This is a genomic window from Pseudoalteromonas sp. SR45-4, assembly GCF_014163535.1.
Classification (GTDB): Bacteria; Pseudomonadota; Gammaproteobacteria; order Enterobacterales; family Alteromonadaceae; genus Pseudoalteromonas; species Pseudoalteromonas nigrifaciens.
This window is the reverse complement of sequence record NZ_JACJDO010000005.1, coordinates 104093-128543: the sequence shown is the minus strand read 5'-3', so window position 1 is coordinate 128543 and position 24451 is coordinate 104093. Positions and strand designations below refer to the sequence as shown.

Annotated in this window: 20 protein-coding genes and 1 tRNA gene; 15 read left to right on the top strand and 6 right to left on the bottom strand. The window is 39.5% G+C overall.

Annotated elements, in window-relative coordinates:
• Positions 1-25 precede the first annotated feature (25 nt).
• The 3 genes from H5058_RS04160 (at position 26) to H5058_RS04150 (ending at position 3850) form a co-directional block, all read left to right on the top strand.
• Positions 26-1294: an inorganic phosphate transporter gene (locus tag H5058_RS04160; RefSeq protein WP_041454322.1), complete on the top strand. Its 1269-nt coding sequence runs from the start codon at positions 26-28 to the stop codon at positions 1292-1294.
• Between the two features lie 322 nt (positions 1295-1616).
• Positions 1617-2843: an RNA-guided endonuclease TnpB family protein gene (locus H5058_RS04155; RefSeq protein WP_182677003.1), complete on the top strand. Its 1227-nt coding sequence runs from the start codon at positions 1617-1619 to the stop codon at positions 2841-2843.
• A gap of 68 nt (positions 2844-2911) precedes the next feature.
• Positions 2912-3850 carry a hydrogen peroxide-inducible genes activator gene (locus H5058_RS04150; RefSeq protein ID WP_086994795.1) on the top strand — a complete coding sequence of 313 codons (939 nt, stop codon included), beginning with the start codon at positions 2912-2914 and terminating at the stop codon, positions 3848-3850.
• On the opposite strand, the gene H5058_RS04145 is transcribed toward H5058_RS04150, so the two are convergent.
• A complete protein-coding gene (locus H5058_RS04145; protein WP_011327029.1) occupies positions 3847-4059 on the bottom strand; it encodes a hypothetical protein in 213 nt (70 codons plus the stop codon). The genes H5058_RS04150 and H5058_RS04145 overlap by 4 nt on opposite strands.
• A gap of 203 nt (positions 4060-4262) precedes the next feature.
• Complete coding sequence (locus tag H5058_RS04140; protein ID WP_182677001.1) at positions 4263-6794, bottom strand: EAL domain-containing protein; 2532 nt, start codon at positions 6792-6794, stop codon at positions 4263-4265.
• Positions 6795-6994: 200 nt separating this feature from the next.
• Between H5058_RS04140 and queA the strand changes: the two genes are divergently transcribed.
• The 5 genes from queA to secF all read left to right on the top strand — a co-directional run bounded on the left by queA (position 6995) and on the right by secF (position 12502).
• Positions 6995-8026 (top strand): tRNA preQ1(34) S-adenosylmethionine ribosyltransferase-isomerase QueA, encoded by a 1032-nt coding sequence (queA, locus tag H5058_RS04135; protein WP_011327031.1) that lies wholly within the window; start codon positions 6995-6997, stop codon positions 8024-8026.
• Positions 8027-8176: 150 nt separating this feature from the next.
• A complete protein-coding gene (tgt, locus tag H5058_RS04130; RefSeq protein ID WP_182676999.1) occupies positions 8177-9304 on the top strand; it encodes a tRNA guanosine(34) transglycosylase Tgt in 1128 nt (375 codons plus the stop codon).
• 26 nt (positions 9305-9330) lie between these two features.
• Complete coding sequence (yajC, locus tag H5058_RS04125; RefSeq protein WP_011327033.1) at positions 9331-9666, top strand: preprotein translocase subunit YajC; 336 nt, start codon at positions 9331-9333, stop codon at positions 9664-9666.
• A 19-nt stretch (positions 9667-9685) separates the two neighbouring features.
• A complete protein-coding gene (secD, locus tag H5058_RS04120; RefSeq protein ID WP_182676997.1) occupies positions 9686-11545 on the top strand; it encodes a protein translocase subunit SecD in 1860 nt (619 codons plus the stop codon).
• A gap of 9 nt (positions 11546-11554) precedes the next feature.
• Positions 11555-12502, top strand: a complete 948-nt coding sequence (secF, locus tag H5058_RS04115; RefSeq protein WP_182676995.1) for a protein translocase subunit SecF — start codon at positions 11555-11557, stop codon at positions 12500-12502.
• 279 nt (positions 12503-12781) lie between these two features.
• On the opposite strand, the gene suhB is transcribed toward secF, so the two are convergent.
• The gene (gene suhB / locus H5058_RS04110; RefSeq protein WP_058374485.1) at positions 12782-13585 is read right to left on the bottom strand and encodes an inositol-1-monophosphatase; all 804 of its coding nucleotides are present in this window, start codon (positions 13583-13585) and stop codon (positions 12782-12784) included.
• 270 nt (positions 13586-13855) lie between these two features.
• Positions 13856-14521: a LiaF domain-containing protein gene (locus H5058_RS04105; RefSeq protein ID WP_182676993.1), complete on the bottom strand. Its 666-nt coding sequence runs from the start codon at positions 14519-14521 to the stop codon at positions 13856-13858.
• A 314-nt stretch (positions 14522-14835) separates the two neighbouring features.
• Here H5058_RS04105 and H5058_RS04100 point away from each other — a divergent pair, with 314 nt between their 5' ends.
• From H5058_RS04100 to H5058_RS04090, 3 genes are all read left to right on the top strand, one after another.
• Positions 14836-15399, top strand: a complete 564-nt coding sequence (locus H5058_RS04100) for a BON domain-containing protein (RefSeq protein ID WP_182676992.1) — start codon at positions 14836-14838, stop codon at positions 15397-15399.
• A gap of 72 nt (positions 15400-15471) precedes the next feature.
• The gene (locus H5058_RS04095) at positions 15472-15630 is read left to right on the top strand and encodes a YqaE/Pmp3 family membrane protein (RefSeq protein WP_011327039.1); all 159 of its coding nucleotides are present in this window, start codon (positions 15472-15474) and stop codon (positions 15628-15630) included.
• Between the two features lie 306 nt (positions 15631-15936).
• Positions 15937-16013, top strand: a tRNA-Ile gene (locus tag H5058_RS04090).
• Between the two features lie 350 nt (positions 16014-16363).
• Here the strand turns inward: H5058_RS04090 and H5058_RS04085 are convergent.
• Positions 16364-16693, bottom strand: coding sequence for a 5-carboxymethyl-2-hydroxymuconate Delta-isomerase (locus tag H5058_RS04085; protein ID WP_058372437.1), 330 nt, complete (start codon positions 16691-16693; stop codon positions 16364-16366).
• 155 nt (positions 16694-16848) lie between these two features.
• A complete protein-coding gene (locus tag H5058_RS04080; protein WP_182676990.1) occupies positions 16849-18975 on the bottom strand; it encodes a winged helix-turn-helix domain-containing protein in 2127 nt (708 codons plus the stop codon).
• A gap of 330 nt (positions 18976-19305) precedes the next feature.
• Between H5058_RS04080 and H5058_RS04075 the strand changes: the two genes are divergently transcribed.
• From H5058_RS04075 to H5058_RS04060, 4 genes are all read left to right on the top strand, one after another.
• Positions 19306-22326, top strand: a complete 3021-nt coding sequence (locus tag H5058_RS04075; RefSeq protein WP_182676988.1) for a TonB-dependent receptor domain-containing protein — start codon at positions 19306-19308, stop codon at positions 22324-22326.
• A gap of 226 nt (positions 22327-22552) precedes the next feature.
• Entirely contained in the window at positions 22553-23029 is a 477-nt protein-coding gene (locus H5058_RS04070; RefSeq protein WP_083497484.1) for a CreA family protein, read from the top strand.
• Positions 23030-23032: 3 nt separating this feature from the next.
• Complete coding sequence (locus H5058_RS04065) at positions 23033-23806, top strand: hypothetical protein (RefSeq protein WP_182676986.1); 774 nt, start codon at positions 23033-23035, stop codon at positions 23804-23806.
• A 13-nt stretch (positions 23807-23819) separates the two neighbouring features.
• Positions 23820-24446, top strand: coding sequence for a LysE family translocator (locus tag H5058_RS04060; protein ID WP_182676984.1), 627 nt, complete (start codon positions 23820-23822; stop codon positions 24444-24446).
• The last annotated feature ends 5 nt before the right edge of the window (positions 24447-24451 follow it).

The following is a 24451-nucleotide window of genomic DNA, read 5'->3' as shown; positions in this document are numbered from 1 at the left end:
AAAAACGATAGATTAAGGTTACACAATGGATATCATTGCATCTTACGGCACGGTATTAATTTTAATTGCCGCAGCAGTTGGCTTTTTTATGGCTTATGGTATTGGCGCAAATGATGTTGCCAATGCAATGGGCACATCAGTAGGCTCTAAAGCGCTAACGATTAAACAAGCGATTTTTATCGCGATGATCTTTGAGTTTGCAGGTGCTTACTTGGCCGGCGGCGAAGTTACATCGACAATTCGTAATGGCATTATTGATTCAACGCCATTTATGGATATTCCTGAATTAATGATATTAGGTATGATTTCTGCGCTTTTTGCAGCAGGCGCCTGGCTATTAATGGCATCATTCTTAGGATGGCCAGTATCAACTACTCACTCTATTATTGGCGCTATTATAGGTTTTGCTTTAGTTGCAGTAGGCAGTGAAGCGATTCATTGGAACAAGGTTGCAGGAATTGTTGGTAGTTGGATAGTAACGCCTGCTATATCGGGTTTTATTGCCTACTTAATATTTATGAGCGCACAAAAGCTTATTTTTGATACGGCTACTCCGCTTAAAAATGCTAAACGTTTCGTGCCAATTTATATGGGCTTAGCTGGCTTTATTATGTCACTTGTGACAATTAAAAAAGGCTTAAAACATATTGGTATTAACTTAGGCACAGTGGAAGGTATTAGTCTATCTATTGCGATTGCAGTAGTAGTAGGCTTTATTGGTAAAATTGCAATTTCACGTTTAAAAATCGACCCTCAGGCCGATAAAAAAATGCAATTTAATAACGTTGAAAAAGTTTTTGCAGTACTTATGGTTTTAACGGCTTGTTGTATGGCATTTGCTCATGGTTCTAACGACGTTGCTAATGCTATTGGTCCTCTTGCGGCTGTGGTAAGTATTGTTGAAAACAACGGTGAAATTGCAAAACAAGCGGCTATTGCTTGGTGGATATTACCACTAGGTGGTTTTGGTATTGTGGCTGGTTTAGCTATTTTAGGTAAAAAAGTAATTAAAACGATTGGCGAAGGGATCACACATTTAACCCCTAGCCGTGGTTTTGCTGCTGAATTAGCTGCTGCTTCAACTGTTGTAATTGCATCTGGTACAGGCTTACCAATTTCAACTACGCAAACCTTAGTGGGGGCGGTGTTGGGTGTAGGTATGGCACGCGGTATTGCCGCACTGAACATGGGTGTTATTAGAAACATTGTAGTTTCTTGGGTAATTACATTGCCAGTGGGCGCAGGCCTTGCTATTGTTATTTTCTACGTACTAAGAACCGCATTTGGGGTTTAATAAAAAAGTACTTAAAGACTTTTAGCTTGAAAAGATCTCAATGCCCTAGGTGTTGGGGTCTTTTTATTGATTACTTAGCGAGAAAACCCTGTGATCTTTAGTCGCTGGGATGAATCGCTAGCCTTGCTCTCGAATATATTTTCTGATTTTGTTGATAATTCGACAATAGAGTTTTTAACGAATTTCCCTAGGTGTCCTACCAATAACTGTTTTCTGTATTTCACAACCAATATTAAATGTAATTCTATTAAATATTGACAATACGATTTATTGTCATATTGCATCTTGACAACCTGAGCTTATACAGTAGTCTATACAGTGTATGAAAAAGACGCTTAGATACAACTACAGGCTAAATCCAACGCCAGAGCAAGAAGTTAAACTCTTTGAGTTTAGCGCGACTTCGCGAGGCATTTGGAATATGTTGTTATCTGAAAACATGCGGCGATATGAGTATGATAAAACGTTTTTGTTTTACAAAGACATGGCCTCGGTTCTTAAAGAGCTAAAGCCTTTTGAAGAGTTTAATTGGATAAAAGCGTTTGATTCTGCTGCGGCTCAGCAAGTTGCTCGCGACTTGGAAACCGCGTTGAAAAATGCATTCTCTAAAGGTCGTTTGCAACGCTTTCCAAAGCATAAAATCACTTACAAAAAGAAAAAACTTCACAATGACTCGTTTCGGGCGGTTAACAACTCCAACTGTATTCGCATTGAAAATGGTGCTATTAGTGTCCCTAAAATCGGCAGAGTTCCGATTATTTTACATCGCAAATTAGCAAGTAAAATCAAGACCGTGACTGTTCAGTATTGTCACGGAAAATGGGAATGTAGTATAACTCAAGAAGTGGAATGCAAGGCCGCGCTTCGCGTGTTAAAAACAATTACAGGCTTTGATATTAACTCAAAGCAGACGGTTGTTGGCTCAAACGGTTATGTTGCCGATAATCCAAAGTTTTTAAAGCAATCAAAAGAGAAGCTGAATCAATTGCAACGCCAGCTTGCACGCCGTAAAAAAGGTTCTAATCGCTGGCACAAAACAAAACAACGCATCAATAAATTACATGGTAAAATCTCAAGGCAAAGGCTCGACTTTGCGCATAAAATTTCACGACAGATAACCAATGAAAATGATATTTTAATTTTTGAAAATTTAAATGTAAAAGCAATGCAGAAATTTAATGGCAGTATGGTGGCCGACAACGTAATGGGGCTCATCACTCAGCTTTCAAAGTATAAAACTGAGCTTGAAGGTAAGATCTATCATGAAATTGGCAGATTTGAAAAATCCACAGGGATTTGCAGTGAATGCGGCCAGCATCATGTTTTGACACTGAAAGATAGAAATTTCACTTGTTTGGCTTGCAGGACATATCAAGGTCGCGACTTATCTGCGGCAAAAAGTATAGCTAAAACAGGTGAATTAGATTTAATTGCGGCTGGAATTGTCGCAAGGGTTAACCCCATATCTCAGCAGAAATCAGCTATTAAAACGAAAGTCTTCGAGCTATCGAAGTTTGCTGTTGGATCTGAGAAAAAAGTAGCAGCCTAGCCCAAAAGCTAGATTGTAGAAGCCCAGTGATCTTTAGTCGCTGAGTAGTTCACTTGTGGAAAGAAAAAATGACTAATCTTCCGAGTATAAAACAGCTGCAGTATTTACTTGCAGTACATCAATATCAACATTTTGGCCGCGCTGCTAGTGCGTGCTTTATTGGCCAATCAACATTAAGTACAGCCATTCAAAACTTAGAAGAAACACTAGGCTGTCAACTTATTGAACGTGAAAACCGCAGTTTAATGTTTACCACCATTGGTGAGGAAGTAGTTGAACGTTCGCGCAAAATTATTCACGACACAATCAGTTTAAAAGAGCTCACTAAAAGCTTTTTAACGCCGCTGAGTGGTAAGTTAACCGTAGGGGTTATTCCTACTATTGCGAGCTTTATTGCCGCGCCTTTGTATCACTTTTGTAAGCAAGAATTTTGCGATTTAGAACTGGTATTAGTAGAAGATACTAGCGATAAGTTACTCGATAAATTAGAGCATGGTCAGATAGATTTAGCCTTATTAGCACTGCCGTATCAAACCGATAAGTTTCATACTCAGGTGTTAGCTAGAGATCATTTTAGTTTGGTACATCACAAAGACTACACGCCAGCAAAGAACGTGCAAGACTTTAACTTATTACCCGACGCCAGCGTGTTCTTACTAGAACGTGAGCACTGTATGACTGGGCACGCGCTTAGTGCATGTCATTTAAACCGTGTCAGCTGCATAAACCCGTTTGAAGCAGCCAGCTTGCATACTTTATTGAGCATGGTGGAGTATCAGTTGGGGGTGACCTTTTTACCGCAAATGGCGATTAATGCCGGCATTTTAGATAATAAAAATATGCTAGCAACTCCATCGGCGAATGAGGCATACCGTGAAATTGGTATTTTGTGGCGTAAAACAACCGGACGAATTCGCGACTTTAAATTGTTCAGCCAGCAATTAGAGGTGTTTTTAAAACACCAATGTAGTTTAGACTTTGCTAAAGAGACAGCAACAAGCAGCTAAGATAGCTGCTTGTTTTCATGGTTATGGCTTTCATATGGTTCTAGTTTAGGTAAAAAAAGTAAATAAACCCAAACAACCAGATTAAAGTAAGGCACTAGCCCTAATACAGTAAATACCCGAACCGGATAACCTTTAATGTGTGCATATCGGTAACACTGAAACGCAATTGCAAAATGCATAAGTAGTAATAAAACAACTAGCTGTGTCATATTTACCTCCTTAAACTCTAATAACATCCAACATCCAACATCCAACATCCAACAAATTGTCGTCTTATTTGGGCTGATTTATAATGTCATGTTTTTTTGCGCTTATCGTATTAATTGCGCGACACTTACTGATTTGTAAGTAAAGTATAGCCGAGAAAGATAATTATGATAGTAGCAAAGAGCTTAATTTTGTTTACAGTTGTTTATTTTTTGCTAGGTAGTTGTTGGTAAAACGTTTTATTTTTTAAAATCTTTTCAAGTTCACTTTTAACACCTTTAATAGGCATAGGGCGAGCTATAAAATAGCCTTGGCCGTAGTCAACGCCAATTTCTTTTAATGCAAAAAATACTTCTTCGGTTTCTACATATTCAGCCACAGAGCGCTTATCGAGTGAATGACTAATGTCGTTAATGGCCTTTACTAGTGCTAAATCAATAGGGTCGTTGAGCATATCGCAAACAAACGAGCCATCAATTTTTACATGCTGTGCTGGCAGTTGTTTCAAGTAGTTAAAAGTACTGAAGCCGGTGCCAAAATCGTCAATCGAAAAGTGGCAGCCTAAAATATTGAGTTTTTCAATCATTTTACGCGTAGCTGCTAAGTTGTTAATGCTGGCAGATTCGGTAATTTCAAAAATTATTTGTGTTGGTAAAACCTGATACTTTGCTAAATTTGACTCTATTAATGGCACTAAACGCTCATCTAAAAATGACTGCGCAGAGAGATTTATAGCTACTTGGTTAAGTTCTGGGTAGAGGGCAACATTAGCAATTGTGTTACGAATAACGCATTGATCCATTAAAAAAGTATCGTTTAGCATTTCTAATGAAGGAATAAATTGATTAGGAAAAACTAGTTCATCATTTATTTTTAAGCGCAGCAGCACCTCAAAGTAAGCAACTTCATTGCGCCTAAAATCCCAAATTGGTTGGTAATGCAGTTCAATGCTGTCTTGTTGTAGCGCTTGGCGAATACCATGACCCCACTCTAAACCCGTTTGTAGCGTATTGTTATGGGCATCTTGTTTTGCATAGCAATGTACTAAATTACGACCTAAATTTTTAGCGATATACAGGGCAATATCAGCTTGTTTTAAACATTCGCTCGGGTCGCAATTCTTTTCGGTAATTTGAGTTAAACCAATTGAGCAACTGATTGAGTATATTTGCTCCTCAGACTTAAATTGATTTTGTTCAATCGCGTTACATATACCTTCGGCAATTAAATGCGCGTCAAGCAAGTTAGTATGTTTGAGGATCACTGCAAATTCGTCGCCGCCAACTCTACACACTAAATGCTCGGTACTTATGTTTGTTATAAATAATTGCGCTACTTCTTTTAAAACAATATCGCCTTGTTGATGGCCTTTACTGTCGTTAATTATTTTAAAGTGATCTAAATCGATATAAATAAGCGCGTGTTCAATATCAGAATGCGTGTGCTGAGGTTGGCAAATACGATTCAGCTGTTGGTCAAAGTAATAGCGATTATGCAGGCCAGTAAGCGTATCGTGAAGTGCTAAATGGCGCAGCTGCAGTTCCGCTTGTTTTCGTTCATGAATATTGTCGATTGTGGCGGTAATAGTGGCGTTATTATGGCTGTTTTGTATGAGCTGCAGCCGACATTCAACCCAAATTTGGCTGCCATTTTTATGTTGTAGCCTTATTTCAACTTGTTGTTTGTACTCACCACCACAAAGAATGTCGTCTATTGTTGCTTGTAGTTTTACTTGGCATTCAGCAATACAAAAATTAGTTAATTGCTGTTGTAGTGTCGATTTAACACCAAAGCCACTTAATGCTTCCCACGCTGGGTTGATAAAGCGAATAAGCCCTTGCTGATCAAGTTCTAGAACGACAGTATTTAAATGCAATAAAATACGTTGATGCGCAGAAAATAAATCTCGGTATCGCACTTCGCTTATGCTCAGTTGCTCTACTTTGTTAGCAAATTCAGCGTAGCTCACCATAAAGTCTTCGCGACGCGCTGCATGGTCGCATACTTTATTTAAAAATGGCGGATCGTATGGGGCACGTATAAAGTCGGTTACGCCCGAAAGTAAAAGCTGCTCCGCATAATCTGCATCATCACTATCTATAATAGTTACAATTGCTTGCATAGGATTATGTTGTAAAATTTCAGATACTAGCACGCTCGACTCTTCTGCTCTTGCAGCGGTTGCATCAAGTAAAACAATTGCAAATTGTTGCTGGTTATAAGCATTAAGCGCGGCTTGGCTCGAGGTAACATGGGTGATCGAAAAATTGAGCAGTAACGGCTTGCTGATTTCATTGGCTTTAGTGTTAGTCGGCTCTAACAGTAAGAGGTTTAAACGACTGCTTTTTTCTAAATGGTTAGCGAGCACACTTGCCAGCACTTGCGGCAGCATGTCTTGGCGCTCAAAAGGTAATACTGCATCAATACCGTAGCTGCGGGCAGTAGTTTCAGCTATTCGTTCACAATAAATAGGGGGAATAAGTAAGATTGGGGTATTTTTAGGGGTATTTAATAAGCCCGAGCGGATCATTCTTGAGAAGCGCCAGCCATCAATTTTACCTACATCAAGGCCAGTAATAATTATATTAACGGCTTGTTTTTTTAATATTTTTAAAGCTTGTTGGCTATCAGATACTTCTATAAATTCAAAAACATTTAATTTCTCTAAAGTGGCTCGAATAGTGCCACGCTCAGCACTGCTGGCGTTTAATATTAGCAATTTAAGCTGATTTACCACGTTTAGAGTACCCCTAAAAAATCACGATTATTCAAAAGAGTAAGAATAATGATATTTACCGCTTAGGACAAGCGTATTTACGGCATGGTAATAAATGCAGTAAAACAAGTGTAATTTAATGAGAATTTACCTGATTTCTTGAGCTTCATAAGCGATAGATATACACTTGGCGCGACTTTAAATGATGTGGATTACCAACTATGCGCGTGGCTGATTTTAGCTTTGACCTTCCCGACGAATTAATTGCTCGTTTTCCTAAGCAAGACAGAACAAGTAGCCGCTTATTGAGCCTAGATGGCCCAAGTGGTGTAGTTGAGCACAAAGTATTTAGTGATTTGCTTGAATTAGTTAACGAAAATGACTTGTTGGTGTTTAATAACACGCGAGTAATACCTGCCCGTATGTTTGGTCAAAAAGCGTCAGGCGGAAAAGTTGAAGTATTAGTAGAGCGTGTGCTTGATGAGCATAGAGTGCTGGCACATGTACGTGCGAGTAAATCGCTAAAGCCTGGCAACGAAGTAATTCTTGAAGGCAAGGCAAAAGCAACCATGGTTGCGCGTCACGATACCTTATTTGAGCTGGAGTTTGAGCATAGCCAAAACGTACTCGATATATTAAATGATATTGGCCATATGCCATTACCGCCGTATATAGATCGCCCTGATAACGAAGCTGATCGTGAGCGTTATCAAACCGTGTACGGCGAAAAGCCTGGAGCGGTTGCGGCTCCTACCGCCGGTTTGCATTTTGACGATAAGTTAATGACCGCGCTAAAAAATAAAGGCGTACAAATGGCTTTTGTTACACTGCATGTGGGAGCAGGGACGTTTCAACCGGTGCGTGTTGCCACGGTAGATGAGCACATTATGCACTCAGAATACATAGAAGTGCCAGATGATGTGGTTGCTGCTGTAGCAAACACTAAAGCCAATGGTGGGCGTGTTATTGCCATAGGTACAACGTCTGTACGCTCTCTAGAATCGGCAGCAAAAGTACACGGTGGTAAGTTAGATACTTACTTTGGTGATACTGATATATTTATTTATCCGGGTTATCAATTTAATGTGGTTGATGCCATGATCACGAACTTTCACTTACCAGAGTCAACGCTTATTATGCTGGTAAGTGCCTTTGCCGGACAAAACAATATTATGGGCGCATATAACACCGCCATAGAGCAGCAGTATCGTTTTTTTAGTTATGGCGATGCGATGTTTTTAACCCGTAAATAAACACCACAAAATTTACTTGTTTAAGCTGGCTATTTGCTTTTAAATCAGCATTGAATTTACCGCAGTTAATAGTATTAACGCCGTAAAAAGGGTAGAATCGAGCGGTTAAATTATAGCTTGTTGGACTGTTTTTCCGACATTGAGGACAATATGAAATTTGAATTAGACACTACAGACGGTAAAGCGCGCCGCGGCCGCTTGATTTTTGACCGTGGTGTAATAGAAACTCCAGCATTTATGCCTGTAGGTACTTACGGTACTGTTAAAGGCATGACACCGGATGAAGTAAAAGCAACAGGCGCGCAAGTTTGTTTAGGTAATACGTTTCACCTAATGCTGCGCCCAGGCACTGAAATCATTAAGCAACACGGTGGTTTACATAAGTTTATGAATTGGGATTTCCCGATTCTAACTGACTCAGGTGGCTTCCAGGTGTTCAGCCTAGGTGCTATGCGTAAAATTACCGAAGAAGGCGTATTATTTAGCTCCCCAGTAAATGGCGAGAAAATTATGATGACGCCAGAATCATCAATGCAAGTACAGCGCGACTTGGGTTCAGATATCGTGATGATTTTTGACGAATGTACACCATACCCTGCTACCGAAAAAGAAGCTAAAGATTCAATGGAATTGTCACTTCGCTGGGCTAAACGCTCAAAAGAAGGCCATGGCGACAACCCATCTGCACTGTTTGGTATTATTCAAGGTGGTATGTACCCAGAGTTACGTGCACAATCGCAAGCCGGACTTGAAGAAATAGGCTTTGATGGCTATGCATTAGGTGGTTTATCGGTAGGTGAGCCTAAAAACGAAATGATCAATATTCTTGATCATTGCGCGTACAAAATGCCAGCAGACAAACCACGTTATTTAATGGGTGTAGGTAAGCCAGAAGACTTAGTTGAGTCGGTACGCCGTGGTATTGATATGTTTGACTGTGTTATGCCAACCCGTAACGCTCGTAATGGTCATTTATTTATAACCACAGGTGTGGTTAAAATACGTAACGCAGTACATAAAACAGATACTGGCCCGCTTGACCCTGAGTGTGATTGTCATACCTGTCGAAACTACTCACGTGCCTATTTACATCACCTTGATAAATGTAACGAAATTTTAGGCGCACGATTAAACACTATTCATAACTTACGTTATTATCAACGTGTTATGGAAGGCTTACGTAACGCAATTAGCGCAGGTAAGTTAGATGAGTTCGTTCAGGATTTTTATGCTCGCCGTGGCCAAGACGTGCCAGAGCTTGCAGATATAACAAATTAAATTTTAAAAATTAAAGAGGAAGTATCATGAGTTTATTTATTTCGAATGCCCACGCAAGTACTGGTTCTGCATCTGCCGGTGGCGGAATGGAAATGCTAATAATGTTAGCTATTTTCGGTTTGGTTTTTTACTTTTTGATTTATCGCCCGCAAGCTAAGCGTGTTAAAGAGCATAAAAGCTTAATGAGCGCGATGGCTAAAGGTGATGAAGTACTTACCCAAGGCGGTTTAGTGGGTAAAATAGTAAAAATTGCAGATGATAAAGATTTTGTTGTTATCTCATTAAACGAGCAAGCAGAAGTAACAGTACAAAAATCAGCCGTAACTGCGGTATTGCCAAAAGGCACAATGAAGTCGCTATAAAAATAATAAGGACGACCCCGTGTTAAACAAGTTTCCACTTTGGAAGTATTTACTTGTTTTAGCTGTGGTAGCCGTTGGCCTTTTATACGCCTCTCCAAACTTGTATGGTCGCGATCCGGCTATACAAGTTTCTGGCGCTAAAGGTGCTGATGTTGATCTCAGTGTAATAGACAAAGTAAACGCAACCCTCAAAAAACATAACGTTAGTGTTAAATCAACGAAACTCGAAGATGGGCAAATACTCGTTCGCTTTAGAAACGTTGAAGAGCAGCTAAAAGCGCAAGATTTATTGCGTAACTCTCTTAGCGATGATTACATTTCTGCTATAAACATGGCTCCAGCGCAACCAGCTTGGTTAAAAGCGGTTGGCGGCAACCCAATGAAGCTAGGCCTAGACTTAAGTGGTGGTGTGCATTTCACCATGGAAATTGACATGGCGACAGCCGTTGATAACCAGCTTGAGCAAATGGAAGAAGACTTTCGTAGCGACCTACGTGAAGAAAAACTTCGTTATCGCAGTGTTCGCCGTGTAGCGGGCTCTGATCGTATGCGTGTAGAAATGCGCAGCGAAGAAGATAAAGACGCTGCAGAGCGCTTCTTAAAAACGCAGTATCCATTAAATGTATACATAGATGATAGCAGTAACGATAACGCATTTTATGCGACTATGAGTGAGCAAAAACTCAAAGAAATTCGTGATTACGCTATCAAGCAAAACGAAACGATTATTCGTAACCGTATTAACCAAATTGGTGTTGCTGAGCCAAACGTACAGCGCCAAGGTGCTGAGCGAATTATTGTGCAACTACCCGGCATTCAAGATACCGCTCGTGCTAAAGAGATTTTAGGCGCAACGGCCACACTTGAGTTTCGCGAAGTAGAAGAAAACGCCGATATTAGCGCTGCTGCTCAAGGTCGTATCCCACCGGGTACTGAAATGATCATGAGCCGTGACGGTTACCCTGTGGTACTTAAAAAACGTATTATTCTTGAAGGTAGCCACATTACTGGCGCGCAATCAGGTAGCGATGAATACCAACGCCCGCAAGTAAGTATTACCCTAGATAGCAAAGGTGGGGCAAAAATGAATGCCTTTACCAAGCGAGCTATTGGTAAGCGCATGGCCACGGTATTTATTGAATACAAACCATCAGGTAAAAAAGATGCCAACGGTAAAGCGCTTCCGCCTATTAAGGTTGAAGAAGTTATTAACGTAGCGACTATTCAAGCACGCCTTGATCGCTCGTTCCGTATTACCGGTATTGATAACCCAGCAGAAGCACATAACTTAAGCTTATTACTACGTGCTGGCGCACTTGTAGCGCCAATTCAAATAGTTGAAGAGCGCACAGTAGGGCCAAGCTTAGGGCAAGAAAACATTGAAGCAGGTATGACCGCGGTAGCACTTGGTTTTGCATTCGTACTTGCATTTATGCTTATTTACTACAAAGGCTTTGGCATGGTTGCTAACCTTGCGCTTGCTGCTAACTTAGTGCTTATTATTGGTGTTATGTCGTTAATTCCAGGCGCAACGCTTACTCTGCCAGGTATTGCCGGTATTGTACTAACCGTAGGTATGGCGGTTGATGCCAACGTACTTATTTTTGAACGTATTCGTGAAGAGCTGGCCGATGGCCGTAGTCCTCAACAAGCTGTTCATTTTGGTTATGACAGTGCATTTAGCACTATTTTTGATGCCAATATCACCACCTTAATTGCTGCCGTTATTTTGTTTGCTGTGGGCACTGGCCCAATTGCAGGCTTTGCGGTTACGTTAGCAATTGGTATTTTAACGTCAATGTTTACAGCTATTGTTGGTACGCGTGCGATTATCAACTTATTTATCGGCGGTAAACGTGTTGATAAACTTTCAATTTAAGGAGTAGCCATGCAAATTTTAAAATTGGGTAGCAAAACCCTACGTTTCATGTCTCTTCGTAAAGTGGCAATGGGTTTTTCAACGTTATTAATTTTAGCGTCATTTATAGCGGTTTTTACTAAAGGCTTAAACTTTGGTTTAGACTTTACCGGTGGTACTGCCGTTGAAGTTGGCTTTTCGCAACCTGCAGATCTTAAAAAGGTGCGTGATGTACTTGCCGAAAATGGTTTTGCAGATGCATCGGTACAATTGTTTGGTTCAAGCCAAGAAATTTTAGTTCGTTTAGCGCCGCGCGGCGATGACGTAAAAGCTGAAGTTATTGGTAACCAAGTTATTGCTGCACTAAAGCTAGCAGACGAAAGCGTAGTAATGCGCCGTATTGAGTTTGTTGGCCCAAGCGTAGGTGAAGATTTAAAAGAGCAGGGTGGCCTGGCCATGTTAACTGCGCTTATTTGTATCTTGATTTATGTAGCATTTCGCTTTGAATGGCGTTTTGCAGTAGGCGCAGTAAGTGGCTTAATTCACGATGTTATTATTACCGTAGGCTTATTTTCGGTATTAGGTTTAGAGTTCGATTTAACCATATTAGCGGCTATATTAGCGGTAATAGGTTACTCACTAAACGATACCATTGTAGTATCTGACCGTATTCGTGAAAACTTTCGCAAAGTGCGTATTGATGACACGATAGAAATTATCGATATGTCTTTAACACAAACGCTTAATCGTACCTTAGTAACGTCAATTACCACTATTTTAGTATTAATTGCTTTGTTTATTTGGGGCGGTCAAACCATTCATGGCTTTGCTACAGCATTGTTATTTGGTGTGTTTATTGGTACTTATTCATCTATTTACGTTGCCAGCTCAGTTGCTATTTCACTTGGCGTAAGTAAAGAAGATTTAATACCAGAAGTGATTGAAAAAGAAGGTGCTGATCTAGACGCTATGCCGTAATAGATTTGTGAGCCGATATTAACCGCCCATCTGGGCGGTTTTTTATTGTCTGCACTAAAGCGAAGTATTCAATACATTAACTATCACTGCTTTACTCTTAAATAAAACGATGCCATTTTATTCGTGGTATTAACACTTATCATACTGAAGCTGCGCTAAAGGATAAAAAGCGAGATACAAAGTTAATTGTTTAACTAAGCAGTTTAATCGTCATAAATAATTTTTTTGCAGACAACAAAAAAGGAGCCTAAGCTCCTTTTTTAAACCATGCAATTTTTATTAACGAAGTAATGACTCAGTTAATACAGGGCGAATTTCGCGAATTATTGCTTGGGTTAGCTTAGGTGCGCCACAAATAATGTTACCACTATTGTTATAGTTTACGCCGCCAGCAAAATCTACAACCATGCCGCCAGCTTCTTTTACTAATAGCTCGCCTGCAGCAGTATCCCAAGGTTTTAAACCAATTTCGAAAAAGCCATCAACGCGTCCAGCAGCCACATAAGCCATGTCTAGCGCAGCAGAGCCCGCACGACGGATATCAGCAGTATGTACGAATAAAGCTTTAAACGCTTCTGTGTATGCATCTAGGTGTTGTTTTTGCTTGAAAGGAAAGCCAGTAGCTAAGATTGAACCGCCTAAATCAACTGTTTTAGAAACGCGTAAACGTTTGCTATTAAGTTGTGCGCCTTGACCACGAGAGGCAGTGAAAAGCTCACCACGAATTGGATCATAAATAACGGCCTGGTCTAAACGACCTTTTACTTTAAGTGCGATAGAAACCGCAAAATGAGGAATACCCTTGATGAAGTTAGTTGTGCCATCAAGCGGGTCAACAATCCATTGGTAATCTGCATCCTTACCTTTATGCTCGCCTAATTCTTCACCAACAATGCAGTGATCAGGGTAAGAGCGTAAAATGGTGTCGCGAATTATAGCTTCTGCTTCTTTATCAATGTTAGTCACTAAATCGTTAGTGCCTTTTTGTTGAACTTCAACTTTTGATAAATCTTCACTTGCACGAAGTATAATTTTGCCTGCGTTACGCGCAGCGCGAACCGCAATGTTTAACATTGGATGCATGGTATTACCTTTGGGTTGTAAAAGAACGTTTATATATTTTAGCTGGCGTATTTTAGCGACTTTTGCCATAAAGTAAACAACAAAGCCTAAATACTTTTGTTTGTTTTTTGTACTTGCTTGATGTGCAGGGCGTTTTATACAAATTCAGCATTGATGAATCTGCAAAGTGTTTTTTAAATGTGTTCTAGTGCTTTAAAAATTTAGCATGTTTTTTACTCTTTAACCTGGGTCTAAGTTAAAAGCTATGAACATGCTTTTATAGGTAGTACATCACATCGGAGTACCACTTTTACCACCAAGTTGGGTTTTTAATTGGTTAGCAAAGCTAATAAATTTTTCTTTAATGGTTCGCTTAATTTTTATTTCTACCGAGCCCATAATAGCCTTTCCCTCAATATGGATGGTCGGCCCTTGATGCTTGTTAAGTGCCACTGTTTTATTTTCAACACTACTAACAATGCTAAACATTTTTGATACTACATTAACGTGTTCTGGTACGTATATTTCATCACTGCCAAAAATACAGTTAACATGAATCGTTACCTCTTGGTGGGTAAAAACAGCATCAGTAAAATCAAGTACTACCGAGCCCATAAAGTTAGTCAGGTAAATGTTTTTAGGCACAACCCATTGGCCGCTTCTTTCATTGGAGCCTAAAATACTGCGTAATGTAAAGTCACTCTGGCTAGATTGTTGAGCGCTGTAATTGGGTGAAAATTGCGAGTGCTTTTGGGCATTATATTGCTGATCAGTATTAAGGGTTAAATCCTCAACTAAGCTAACAAGGACTTCATTATTACTTGTAGCCATTGCCTCATCTAAACGCCTTTCAAATGCTTCAACAGAAATAACTCCGTGGCTGTAATTATAAATTAGTTGATCAATCACTTCTTCGCGCACTTGCTCTTGCGGGCGGTCTGTTATTTTTACGCTCATGAGGGTATTCCTTTTATTTTACTGTTGTCACTATATAAGCAAAGCATATACCAAAAATATTATTTTTATTAATCAGCTTGTTATGTTTTTATCCTATTTACGACTTTGTTATATTAACGATCCATTAACCAAAATGGTAATTATCTAGTTATTTTCACTACTGAGAACTTTTTACCGATAAGTCGGTAAAAAAGTGATGTGTACAAAGTGAAGTTATTTTATATTTAACCTTAAGTTTATGATTTTACTTATTTATTAAAGTTGGCCTAAAGCTGGCATTAGTTAAAGTGTCTTTAATCAAAAGGAGAAAGATTATGAAAACATTTAACAAATCTATCATTGCGGCGTTAGTTTTAGGTACTACGGCTATGGGTGCTCAAGCGAGCAGCTGGGAAAATGAAAGTAAAGATGCTTGGATTGATGGTAAGGCTGAAACAGTGCTTCTTATGAACACTAATCTCAATAACTTTGACATCAACACTGATGTAAAAAATGGCAAAGTTATACTAACAGGTAAAGTTAATAGCGAACTCGACAAAGAGCTAGCAGAAGAACTTGTACTGAGTTTAGATGGCGTAACCAATGTTGATAACCAGCTTACTGTTGTGAAAAGCATGAACAGTAAAAGCCATGACAACATGAAAGATGATGATGGTAGCGGCTTAACCGACGCTAAAATTACCACAGTCATCACAACGCGTTATTTATTTAACTCAGAAGTTGGTGGTACAAACATTGATGTAGATACTGACAAAGGTGTAGTTACTCTTACCGGTACAGTGAACTCAGATGCTGAAAAACAGCTTGCAGTAAAAATTGCTAAAAATGCTGAAGATGTTCGCGACGTAGTAGATAAATTAACGATAGTTGCAAAGTAATATAGTATTTATAAAACCCAGCTTTGCTGGGTTTTTGCTTATAATTTTTTGTTTATAAATAAGGAAGTATTTATGGATATTATACGTATTATTTTTTCAATCTTACTGCCACCACTGGGAGTATTTTTACAGGTGGGTTTAGGCTTACATTTTTGGATAAATATTTTACTCACGTTGTTTGGTTACTTCCCTGGAGTAATACATGCAATCTACATTATCGCAAAAAAATAATTCATTTCTGTTTGTCGCGTAATATAAGCTGTAAGTTGCTTGTTTAAAGCTTAATTTTTAAATTACGCGATATACAGCCTTCCATTTCATTTTTACTTAGCTGCCAGTATTAACCCTAAATTCTGCAAATTTTAATATTACACCCATAAAAAGATTACTATTTAAGCAGTTAGACCATTGATTGTTAAAATAAAGACTTTTGCTAGTGACAAGCCCCTAAAAACTTTTTATACTGCACCCCGCTTTAGTCGCTATGTGGCTAAACGCTTCTTAAAAAATTAACTGTTTACAGTTATACAAAAAGTTGGCCCCTTAGCTCAGTTGGTTAGAGCACACGACTCATAATCGTTAGGTCCCCAGTTCGAGTCTGGGAGGGGCCACCACTTTTAAATATACCCACTAAAAATCATTCCAATCATTAACTAATGAATAGCTCTATGTTGTGTTAATTACACTTTAAGTATATTTGTGACTGTCTCATTATAAAATAATAAATAGAATTGTTTTACGGCAATAAAAAAACCCTAATTAGGGTTTTTTTACAGAGTACTTATTAACGCTTTTAAGCTAATACCTATATTATTAATAACATGATCATTCTGGCTTATTAAGTAGCTAATTAATCCCGTTAGAAATAACCTGTAGGTCACTATATAAAATGACCTTGGTTAGTGATTAAGCTATTTTTTGCTGCTAGAACTGTTCACTAATTTAATGAAACGGCTAAAATAAATTAATTTTTGCGGTAGATCTCATGTTCGATATCGTAAATATTAACGCTTAAGCTGTCTGATGCTCTGCAATAGGTTTTTAAACACTCAAGTAGTTGCTCACTTAACATTTGTTTTTGCTCAATAGAACGCCCTGCCAAAATGTGTACCGCGATATGTATAAACCCCGACCTGCCTGCGCCCAGTAGATATTGCTGATAGGAAATAGCGCGTGTTTTTATGGTTTCTAAATCAAATAGATTACTTTGGAAAGCGGCGTTGTGAATTTTTTCTACAAGTACTTGTGGTAATACAGGGAGGTCTTCTGAGTGTTCAATAATAATGTGCGGCATTTAGGCGTTCCTATTATGAGTTACTACATGTGTGAACCTTATTATACCAAATACCAGGTTACTCGCTAACCCCTGGTCGAGTGAATTTTATAGCTAAAAAAAATTAAATCATGACACTGTAGCAATCAGGTAATCGTAATGAACAATTATGTTGCTCAGGGTAAATACTTTGCATCTATTCGCTTAATATCTATTTGCGGAGATTTATAAGAGGTATAAATTAACCAACCAGCGGTAGCAATATAAGTTAAGCCAGATGTTCTGCTAAATGAACGCTCAGGTAGGCGTATTATGTCGTGATGACTCGCTGAGGCAAAGTCATAGTAACTTAAGCGATAGTCGCCCTGCGCTACATTAAAGTAATACACGCGTGACAGTGCTTGTGTTTCGCCTTCTTGGTAGTACCAGGATGTATGATTAGATAAATTAATAGACGCAACGAGGAGTTGCGCATGTTCGCTACCAGGGGGCTTGATCCAGAGTTGCTTGGCGTCGGGGTTGGCAAATATAAGCGCACCTTGCTTATCTTCATAGGCATATAAGGTGGATTGTTTAATCACTTGTCCTAGGTTGTTTCCTTTTAAATCAAAACGAAATACATGCTCACCATCTGATACTAATACGTTGGTGCTATCATGCGACCAACTGGGTTTACCATGGCTACTAAAATTGGTTGTTAATGCGGTACTGGTTTGCGAGTTAAAATCATAAACGTAAAAGGCATGCTTGCCTTTTTTTGCTACTACAAACGCAATGTAGCGTCCGCTTGGAGACCAAATAGGGCTGTAAATATTCGTTTTTAACTGAGTTAATTGCTTGCGAGCGGTACCATCTTTATTTGCTACCCAAAGCTCTTTAGATCCAGATTCATTCGATACAAATGCTAACTTACCGCTGCGTTCATTATAATCAGGAAAGCGAGTATTAAAGTGCGTAGATAAAATGGGGAAGGGTGAACTTGCCACTGCGTTATTAGTTGCTACTCGCATTAATGCTGAATCAGTATTCCACTGATGAAAGTATAGGCTCCCATCTTGTGCATACTCAGGGTAGCTTAAGCCGTCTACGTGGGCGTTTGTTAGTGTTTTAGTGGTGAAATTATAAAAATAGCCTTGTCGTTTACCTTTTTTAATCCCTGAAAACACCAGTAAATCTTTTTTAGGGTGCCAATCAACACCTTTAATTTCAACAAACCCAGATGTTAACTGTTGGGCACTGCCGGTATTAATATCGACTAAAAATAGCTCTTCAAACCCGGATGGTAGATTACGCGATACAACGAGTTGCTTGCCATCGGGTGAATACACCACAGACTCGTCATAAAACTGGCAATTATTAGGGCAAGGCACTTGTGTGATTGCATGCGGACTTGAGTGTAAATCGACTAAATTAAGCTGAGTTTGATTTACTTGGCTATTTTTATTGCCGCTAATAAATACTAATTGGCTATCTGTAGCGTTGATATCTAAATCGCTACTGAGGCGATTACCACATTCACCAAGGGTTACTTTTTTTGCGTTTGCGAGCGTATATTTTATAATTTTACAACTGCTGCCTGCGCCGCGTTGATAATAAAATAGCTGCTCACGGTCATGACTAAAAACGGCGCGCCCTTCTATAAAAGGGGTGTCTGTTAAGGCAACGGCAGCTTGTTCTGGCATATATAGATCACGTAAGTATAAGTTAGCTTTGAAACCTGGGCGGCGCCAAGAATAAACTAAAAAATGATTATCGTTCGATATGGCAGGAAATAACTCACGGCCAGGGCTTGTTGTAATAGTTTCTATATGTTCATAAAGGCGGATATCGGCTACGTGTTGCTTGCTCGTTGGTGGCATTTTTAAAGAGTATAAATAGCTGCCACAGATAATAATGATTAATAAAACACTGAGGATAAAAGGGTAAAGGTACTTTGTTTTAGGTGTATTGTTATTTTTTTGAGCAGATTCATCAGCTGTAGTAAAGCGAGGGGGTTGTGCTAGGCGATAACCTGTTTTACGCAATGTTTCTATATAGGTATTGCTAGGGTCGAGCTCTTTAAATGCTTTTCGTAAGTGCCAAATAGCATTAGTCAGGGCTTTTTCGCCCACAAATTGATTACCATCCCACACGTTATCAATTAATTTTTCGCGAGTAACGGCGTGTGGATAGCACTCGCTTAGAAAACAAAGTAGCTCAATAAATTTAGGTTGTAAAATACATTCATTGCCATCATAGCTTAGCTTATTTTCAAATGGAGAAACGAGGCAACTTCCTACTGAAAATGGCGACTTAGTTTTCATAAATAATGCATTCACACCTTAATATATTTATAGTTTGAAAAGTAACTACTGATAAAGCTAACAGTAAAGTTGCACGATGAGTTGTGCATTTGTTAATTAATATCTGTTTAACAGTTAACTCTTAAGTGAATGATTGTAAATGAGTAGATGTTAAATAGATATAAAATAGGGATATAAACGAGATACCTTTCATTGTGTTTTCATTCACGATTGCATACAAACTATTACATATAAAATAATTAGTTAAGACGTTATCGATAACGCCGTAAAAAGCCCAACCAAAATAGATAACGCCTTAACTTGCATAACAACAAATAGTAAGGGAATTGTGTGAGTAATATAGTAACTAAAAAGTGCACATTAGCATTAGCGATTACCGCTTGTTTATCAGGCCAAGCATTTGCAAATGACGCAGAAATTGAGCGTCAATCTATCGCTAAAAAAACGGATGTAGTAATTCAAGAAGAGCCAGAAAAAATTACCGTAACCGGCTCTCGTTTAAAGCGCGATAGTTTTTCAGTGACAACTCCCTTGGTAACCATGGACCGCTCTGCAATACAAGATACTGGATTAGGCAATTTATCTGATGTGTTGGTCGATAATATGCCTGCGCTTAGCCAAAGTATTGGTAATACGACTAGTCAGTCAAGTATATCTGGCACGGGCCTTTCAACGGTGCAATTACGTTCATTAGGGGCTAATCGTACACTGACCTTGATAGATGGCCGTCGTGTGGTATCAAATAGTTACGGTGGTAACTATGTTAGCCTTAATACTATTCCCAGCGGTATGGTTGAGCGAGTAGAGATTATTAGTGGTGGGGCGTCAGCTACTTATGGTGCAGATGCGGTGGCTGGAGTAGTAAATATTATTACTCAGTCTAAAAAAGAAGGTTTTGAATTTCAAGCACGTGGCGGCGAAACCACCAGTGGTGGCGGTAAAGAGTTTACGCTAGATGTAAACTACGGTACTTCGTTTGGTAACGACCGTGGTTATGTTTATGTTAGCACTAACTGGGATCGTGATTTTGGGATGAGCTTTTACGACCGAGACCGTGCACAAGTAGAGGCTGCGCACCGTTATAACGATGACCTAATGTGTAACCAAATGCTGACTGCAGATGGTTATCAATGCATGAGTGGCATAACCCAGGCAGATTGGAAAAGTAAAAGTGACGGTACCCTTGGTGGCGTATTTTTAGAAAGTTCAAAAAATGATACTCAGTTTTGGTACGACGGCCAAACACTTCGTGATGACTGGAAGGATAACGAAGAGCTTTACGGTATTAACTCACAGCAATACGTGATGCTAGATGTACCGAGCGATAACTTATCAACGGCGGTAAAAATTGATTTTGATATTACCGACGACATTACAAGTTACTTTCAGTTGCAATATAGTAAAAGTGGCTCGTTTAACAGTAAGTCGCCTGAAGATGAATACGAAAATGCATCAGTACCGCGTTACGATCCGGTAACCGGCGACCCAATTGCAGATATTGCACCGGGTTATATACCGATAGATAACCCGTATGTACCGCAAGAAATTATCGATAGTAATCCATACAAAGATCGTATTTATTGGGACCGCCGTTTTGGTGAAGTAGGTAACATTAGCACAGATAATGATCGTACCACGGTTCGTACTTGGGCTGGATTACAAGGTACCATGTTTAATGGCGATTGGGACTGGGATGTATCTGCAGGGTACGGTCAATTTAAACAACATCAAATACGCAGTAATGAGTTAAACACAGTGCGTGTTAATCAGGCGCTGCAAGCTGAAAAACTTCCCGATGGTACTATTCAATGTAAAGATGCAGACGCTCGCGCCGAAGGTTGTGTTGCACTTAACTTATTTGGTGAAGGGTCTATTACTCCAGCAATGGCTGATTGGATCCGTACTAATCCAGTGATCGATACTAAAATTCAGCAGTACACGGTAATGGGTTATATCACTGGTGATTTATTTGAAATGCCGGCAGGGAGTGTGTCAGCAGTATTTGGAGGTGAATACCGTAAAGATTCGCAAAGCCTAGATACTAGCGATGATATGAAAGCCGGTGGCATTACCTTTAACGTAGTACCTTCGTTTCAAGGTGAGGTAGAAGTGTATGAAGCGTTTGCTGAGCTAGCAATACCCTTATTAAAAGATGCGCCACTGGCTAAAAGTTTATCAGCTGAAACCTCGTTGCGCTTAGCTAATTACAGTATGGAAAATATTAGTACCGTAGCTAGCTATAAGTTAGGTTTGTTATGGCAGCCGATTGAAGGCTATATGGTGCGTGCTAACTATGCACGAGCACAACGTGCACCTACAATTACTGAACTGATGTCACCACCTCGCGGCGATTTTGATTCGTACGATGATATTTGTGATGGATTAACGGCTACATCTACTAAGCCGGGACATGCTAATTGTCGTTTAGAGCCTACGTTAGCGCAAAAGTTAGCAGATGATCCTAACTTTGAGTTTGAAAGTGAAGATAATAACTACTCGCCAAATACGGGTAACCCAAACTTAAAAGAAGAAACAGCAGATACTTACACCTTTGGTGTGACCTTATCACCGGAGTATTTTGGTGGTTTTAATCTAGCTATTGATTACTACGATATTGCTATTGTTGATGCAATTGACGAAATTAGTAACGAAAATATTATGCGTGAATGTTATGCCTCTGACGCAGCGTGGGGCGATAGCAACGAATACTGTAATGATATTACCCGTAACGAAGAAGGTAATATTATAAAAGTACTACAAAGAGAGTATAACTTAGATGAGTTAACTGCTCGTGGGTACGACGTAGTAGCCACTTATAAGTTTGATATTGGTAGTTATGGTAGCATTAAGTTAAAAGCCGATTACAACCATGTAATTGAAAATTCACAAACATATGAAGGTCTCGATGGCAACGCTGTAACTACCCAATATGCAGGGTACGGCAGCACTAAAGATAAAGCTGCTATGTCAATCATATGGAGTATGGATGAGTTACGCGTACGTTGGCGCACCAATTACTTAGGCTCGTTTAAAGCAAGCCAAGAAGATGAAAACGATTATATTGAATACACTGCTGCAAACGATGAACGCTGTGCTGCGGGTGAAACAAGTTGCGTAGCTAACCCAGAGTCACTAGCGTATCAAGATTATGGTTCATACTTAAAACATAGTTTGTCTGCGTCATACACTATGGCACTAACACCTAAAAGCGATTTACGTGTTTTTGGTGGTGTAAATAACGTATTTGACGATAAAGGCGCATTTTATCCAAGTGGCAGTGGTAATTACTACAGTGGTTACGGCGGTGGTGCAGGGCGTTATATTTATTTAGGTGCGCAATACAGCTTTTAAATTAACCTGAGTTCAGGTAATGGTTTTTAGGTAAGTAATTTTAAAAGTAAGTAGTTAATTTAAATAAAGTTACCAAGGCATGCCCATAATGGGCATGCCTTTTTATTTTTAGGGTAGGATTAATTAATAAATAGCTTTATTTTTTATAACATGTGTTTTGCTACTGTAAATACGTTTAGTATAGAAAAACAAAACGTATCCCTCTTTAAGTATGTTGGAGAACACGATGAAGTATTTAAAAGTCAGCTTTTTACTCGCGGGTATGCTTACCTTAACAGCGTGCTCAGATGATGTTGCTTCTGTAAGCCTTGGGCTATTTACCACCAAGGATGTAATTGTAAATTCGCAACAAGACCCTTTAGTCACTGGGGTAACGTGCCATATTAGCCATATTGAAGCTAATTTAGATTTTTCAGACCCTTCTGATATGTCAATTTCGTGTCGGCAAACCGGGGTTATTACCGCAGAGCAATTGCAGCAGATTGATCGGAGTAAATCTGGGGAAGTGGTATTTAAATCATCTAAAAGTATTTTATTTAAATCATTAAAAGTGCGTCGTATTTACGATGCTAAAGCACATACCTTATTGTATTTGTCGTACTCGACTAAAGAGTCTACGGGGAGTCATCATCATGCGTTATCTACTGTACCATTATACAATACACAAGCATGGCAATGGGCGCTTGGGCAAGAGCGAGAATAAGCTATGTTAGCGTTATTTAAGTCTAAACCATTACTGGCTGAGCAAGAGCAGCAATGGTTAATTGATACCTTTATATGGGCGGTTGAAAACTTTGATGTTGAGTTTTTTACCCAGCATACGCAAATCACTCTGCCCACGGTTGAGCTCTTTCCCGACTCGGTATCGAGTGTTGAAGAAATGGCCAGTAATGTATTTAACCGTGTAAGCCGTTATGCGGGTATGGCAGCGTGGCCTATTCAACTAGTTGCACCACAGCAGCTCACTCCACAGGTTTTTCCACAGTTTAAATTTAGCCAACAACTACGTGGTGAAGGCGCTAAATTAATTGTGCCGCCTAGCCAAGCTATTAATATTTCGTTTAATTCAAATCAAGTAAATCAGCCACAAGACTTAGTTGCCAGTTTTGCTGGAACATTAGCGACTATTTTAATTCATCATGTGGGCGTATTACCACCGGGCGGAAAAGACTACTTAGCGCAAGCTGCTGATGCACTGGCATGCTTTTTAGGCTTTGGGGTAATGATGAGCAACACGGTATATCAGTTTAAGGGCGGCTGTGGCTCGTGCTATAACCCTTATGCAAATCGCGAGGTGTCGTTGAGCGAAACCCACACGGTATTTATGCATGCGTTAGTGAGTTACTTTAAAAATGATAAACGCTCTAAGCAGTATTTAAAGCCGCATTTGCGCGGCCAATTTAAAAAAGCGCAAAAAGAAATTAAAGCATTAGTAAATAACTCAGCTAACCCGCTGTTATTAGCGTATATGCCAAACTAAGCAGAGATATTGTGTGAATTACTTAGACGAATTTTTACTGATTGCCGTAGCGCACTTTTTTGCAGTAGCAAGCCCTGGGCCCGATTTTGCAGTGGTATTAAAGCAAAGTGTACAGCAAGGTAGGCGCAATGCACTTTGGACTAGTGCAGGTGTCGGTGCGGCTATTTTATTACACGTAGCTTATTGCGTGTTAGGTGTGGCACTTATTTTAACGCAGTCGCCCAAGGTGTTTATGGGACTTAAATATTTGGCCGGTGCCTATTTAGCTTATTTGGGAGTGCAAGCACTGCGAGCAGCCAAACCGGGGGCAAACCTTAATGATGATATTGCCAACAAAACGGTGCCAGCAGAGCCCGCTTGGTTTGCCTTTCGGCGCGGTTTTTTAACCAATGCATTAAACCCCAAAGCCACCTTGTTTTTTATGTCGCTATTTACTTTAGTCATAAGCCCAACTACCTCTACAATAGTACAAGTAGGTTATGGCGTTTATATGGCGCTGGCTACCTGGGCGTGGTTTTCAATGTTATCAATAGTGCTTTGTAAAACTAAGGTACGTGGCTTTTTCCAGCGCAGTGGTTATTGGTTTGACCGTTGCATTGGCGTTATTTTAATAGCTTTGGCTATTCGTGTTGTAATTTAAAACTA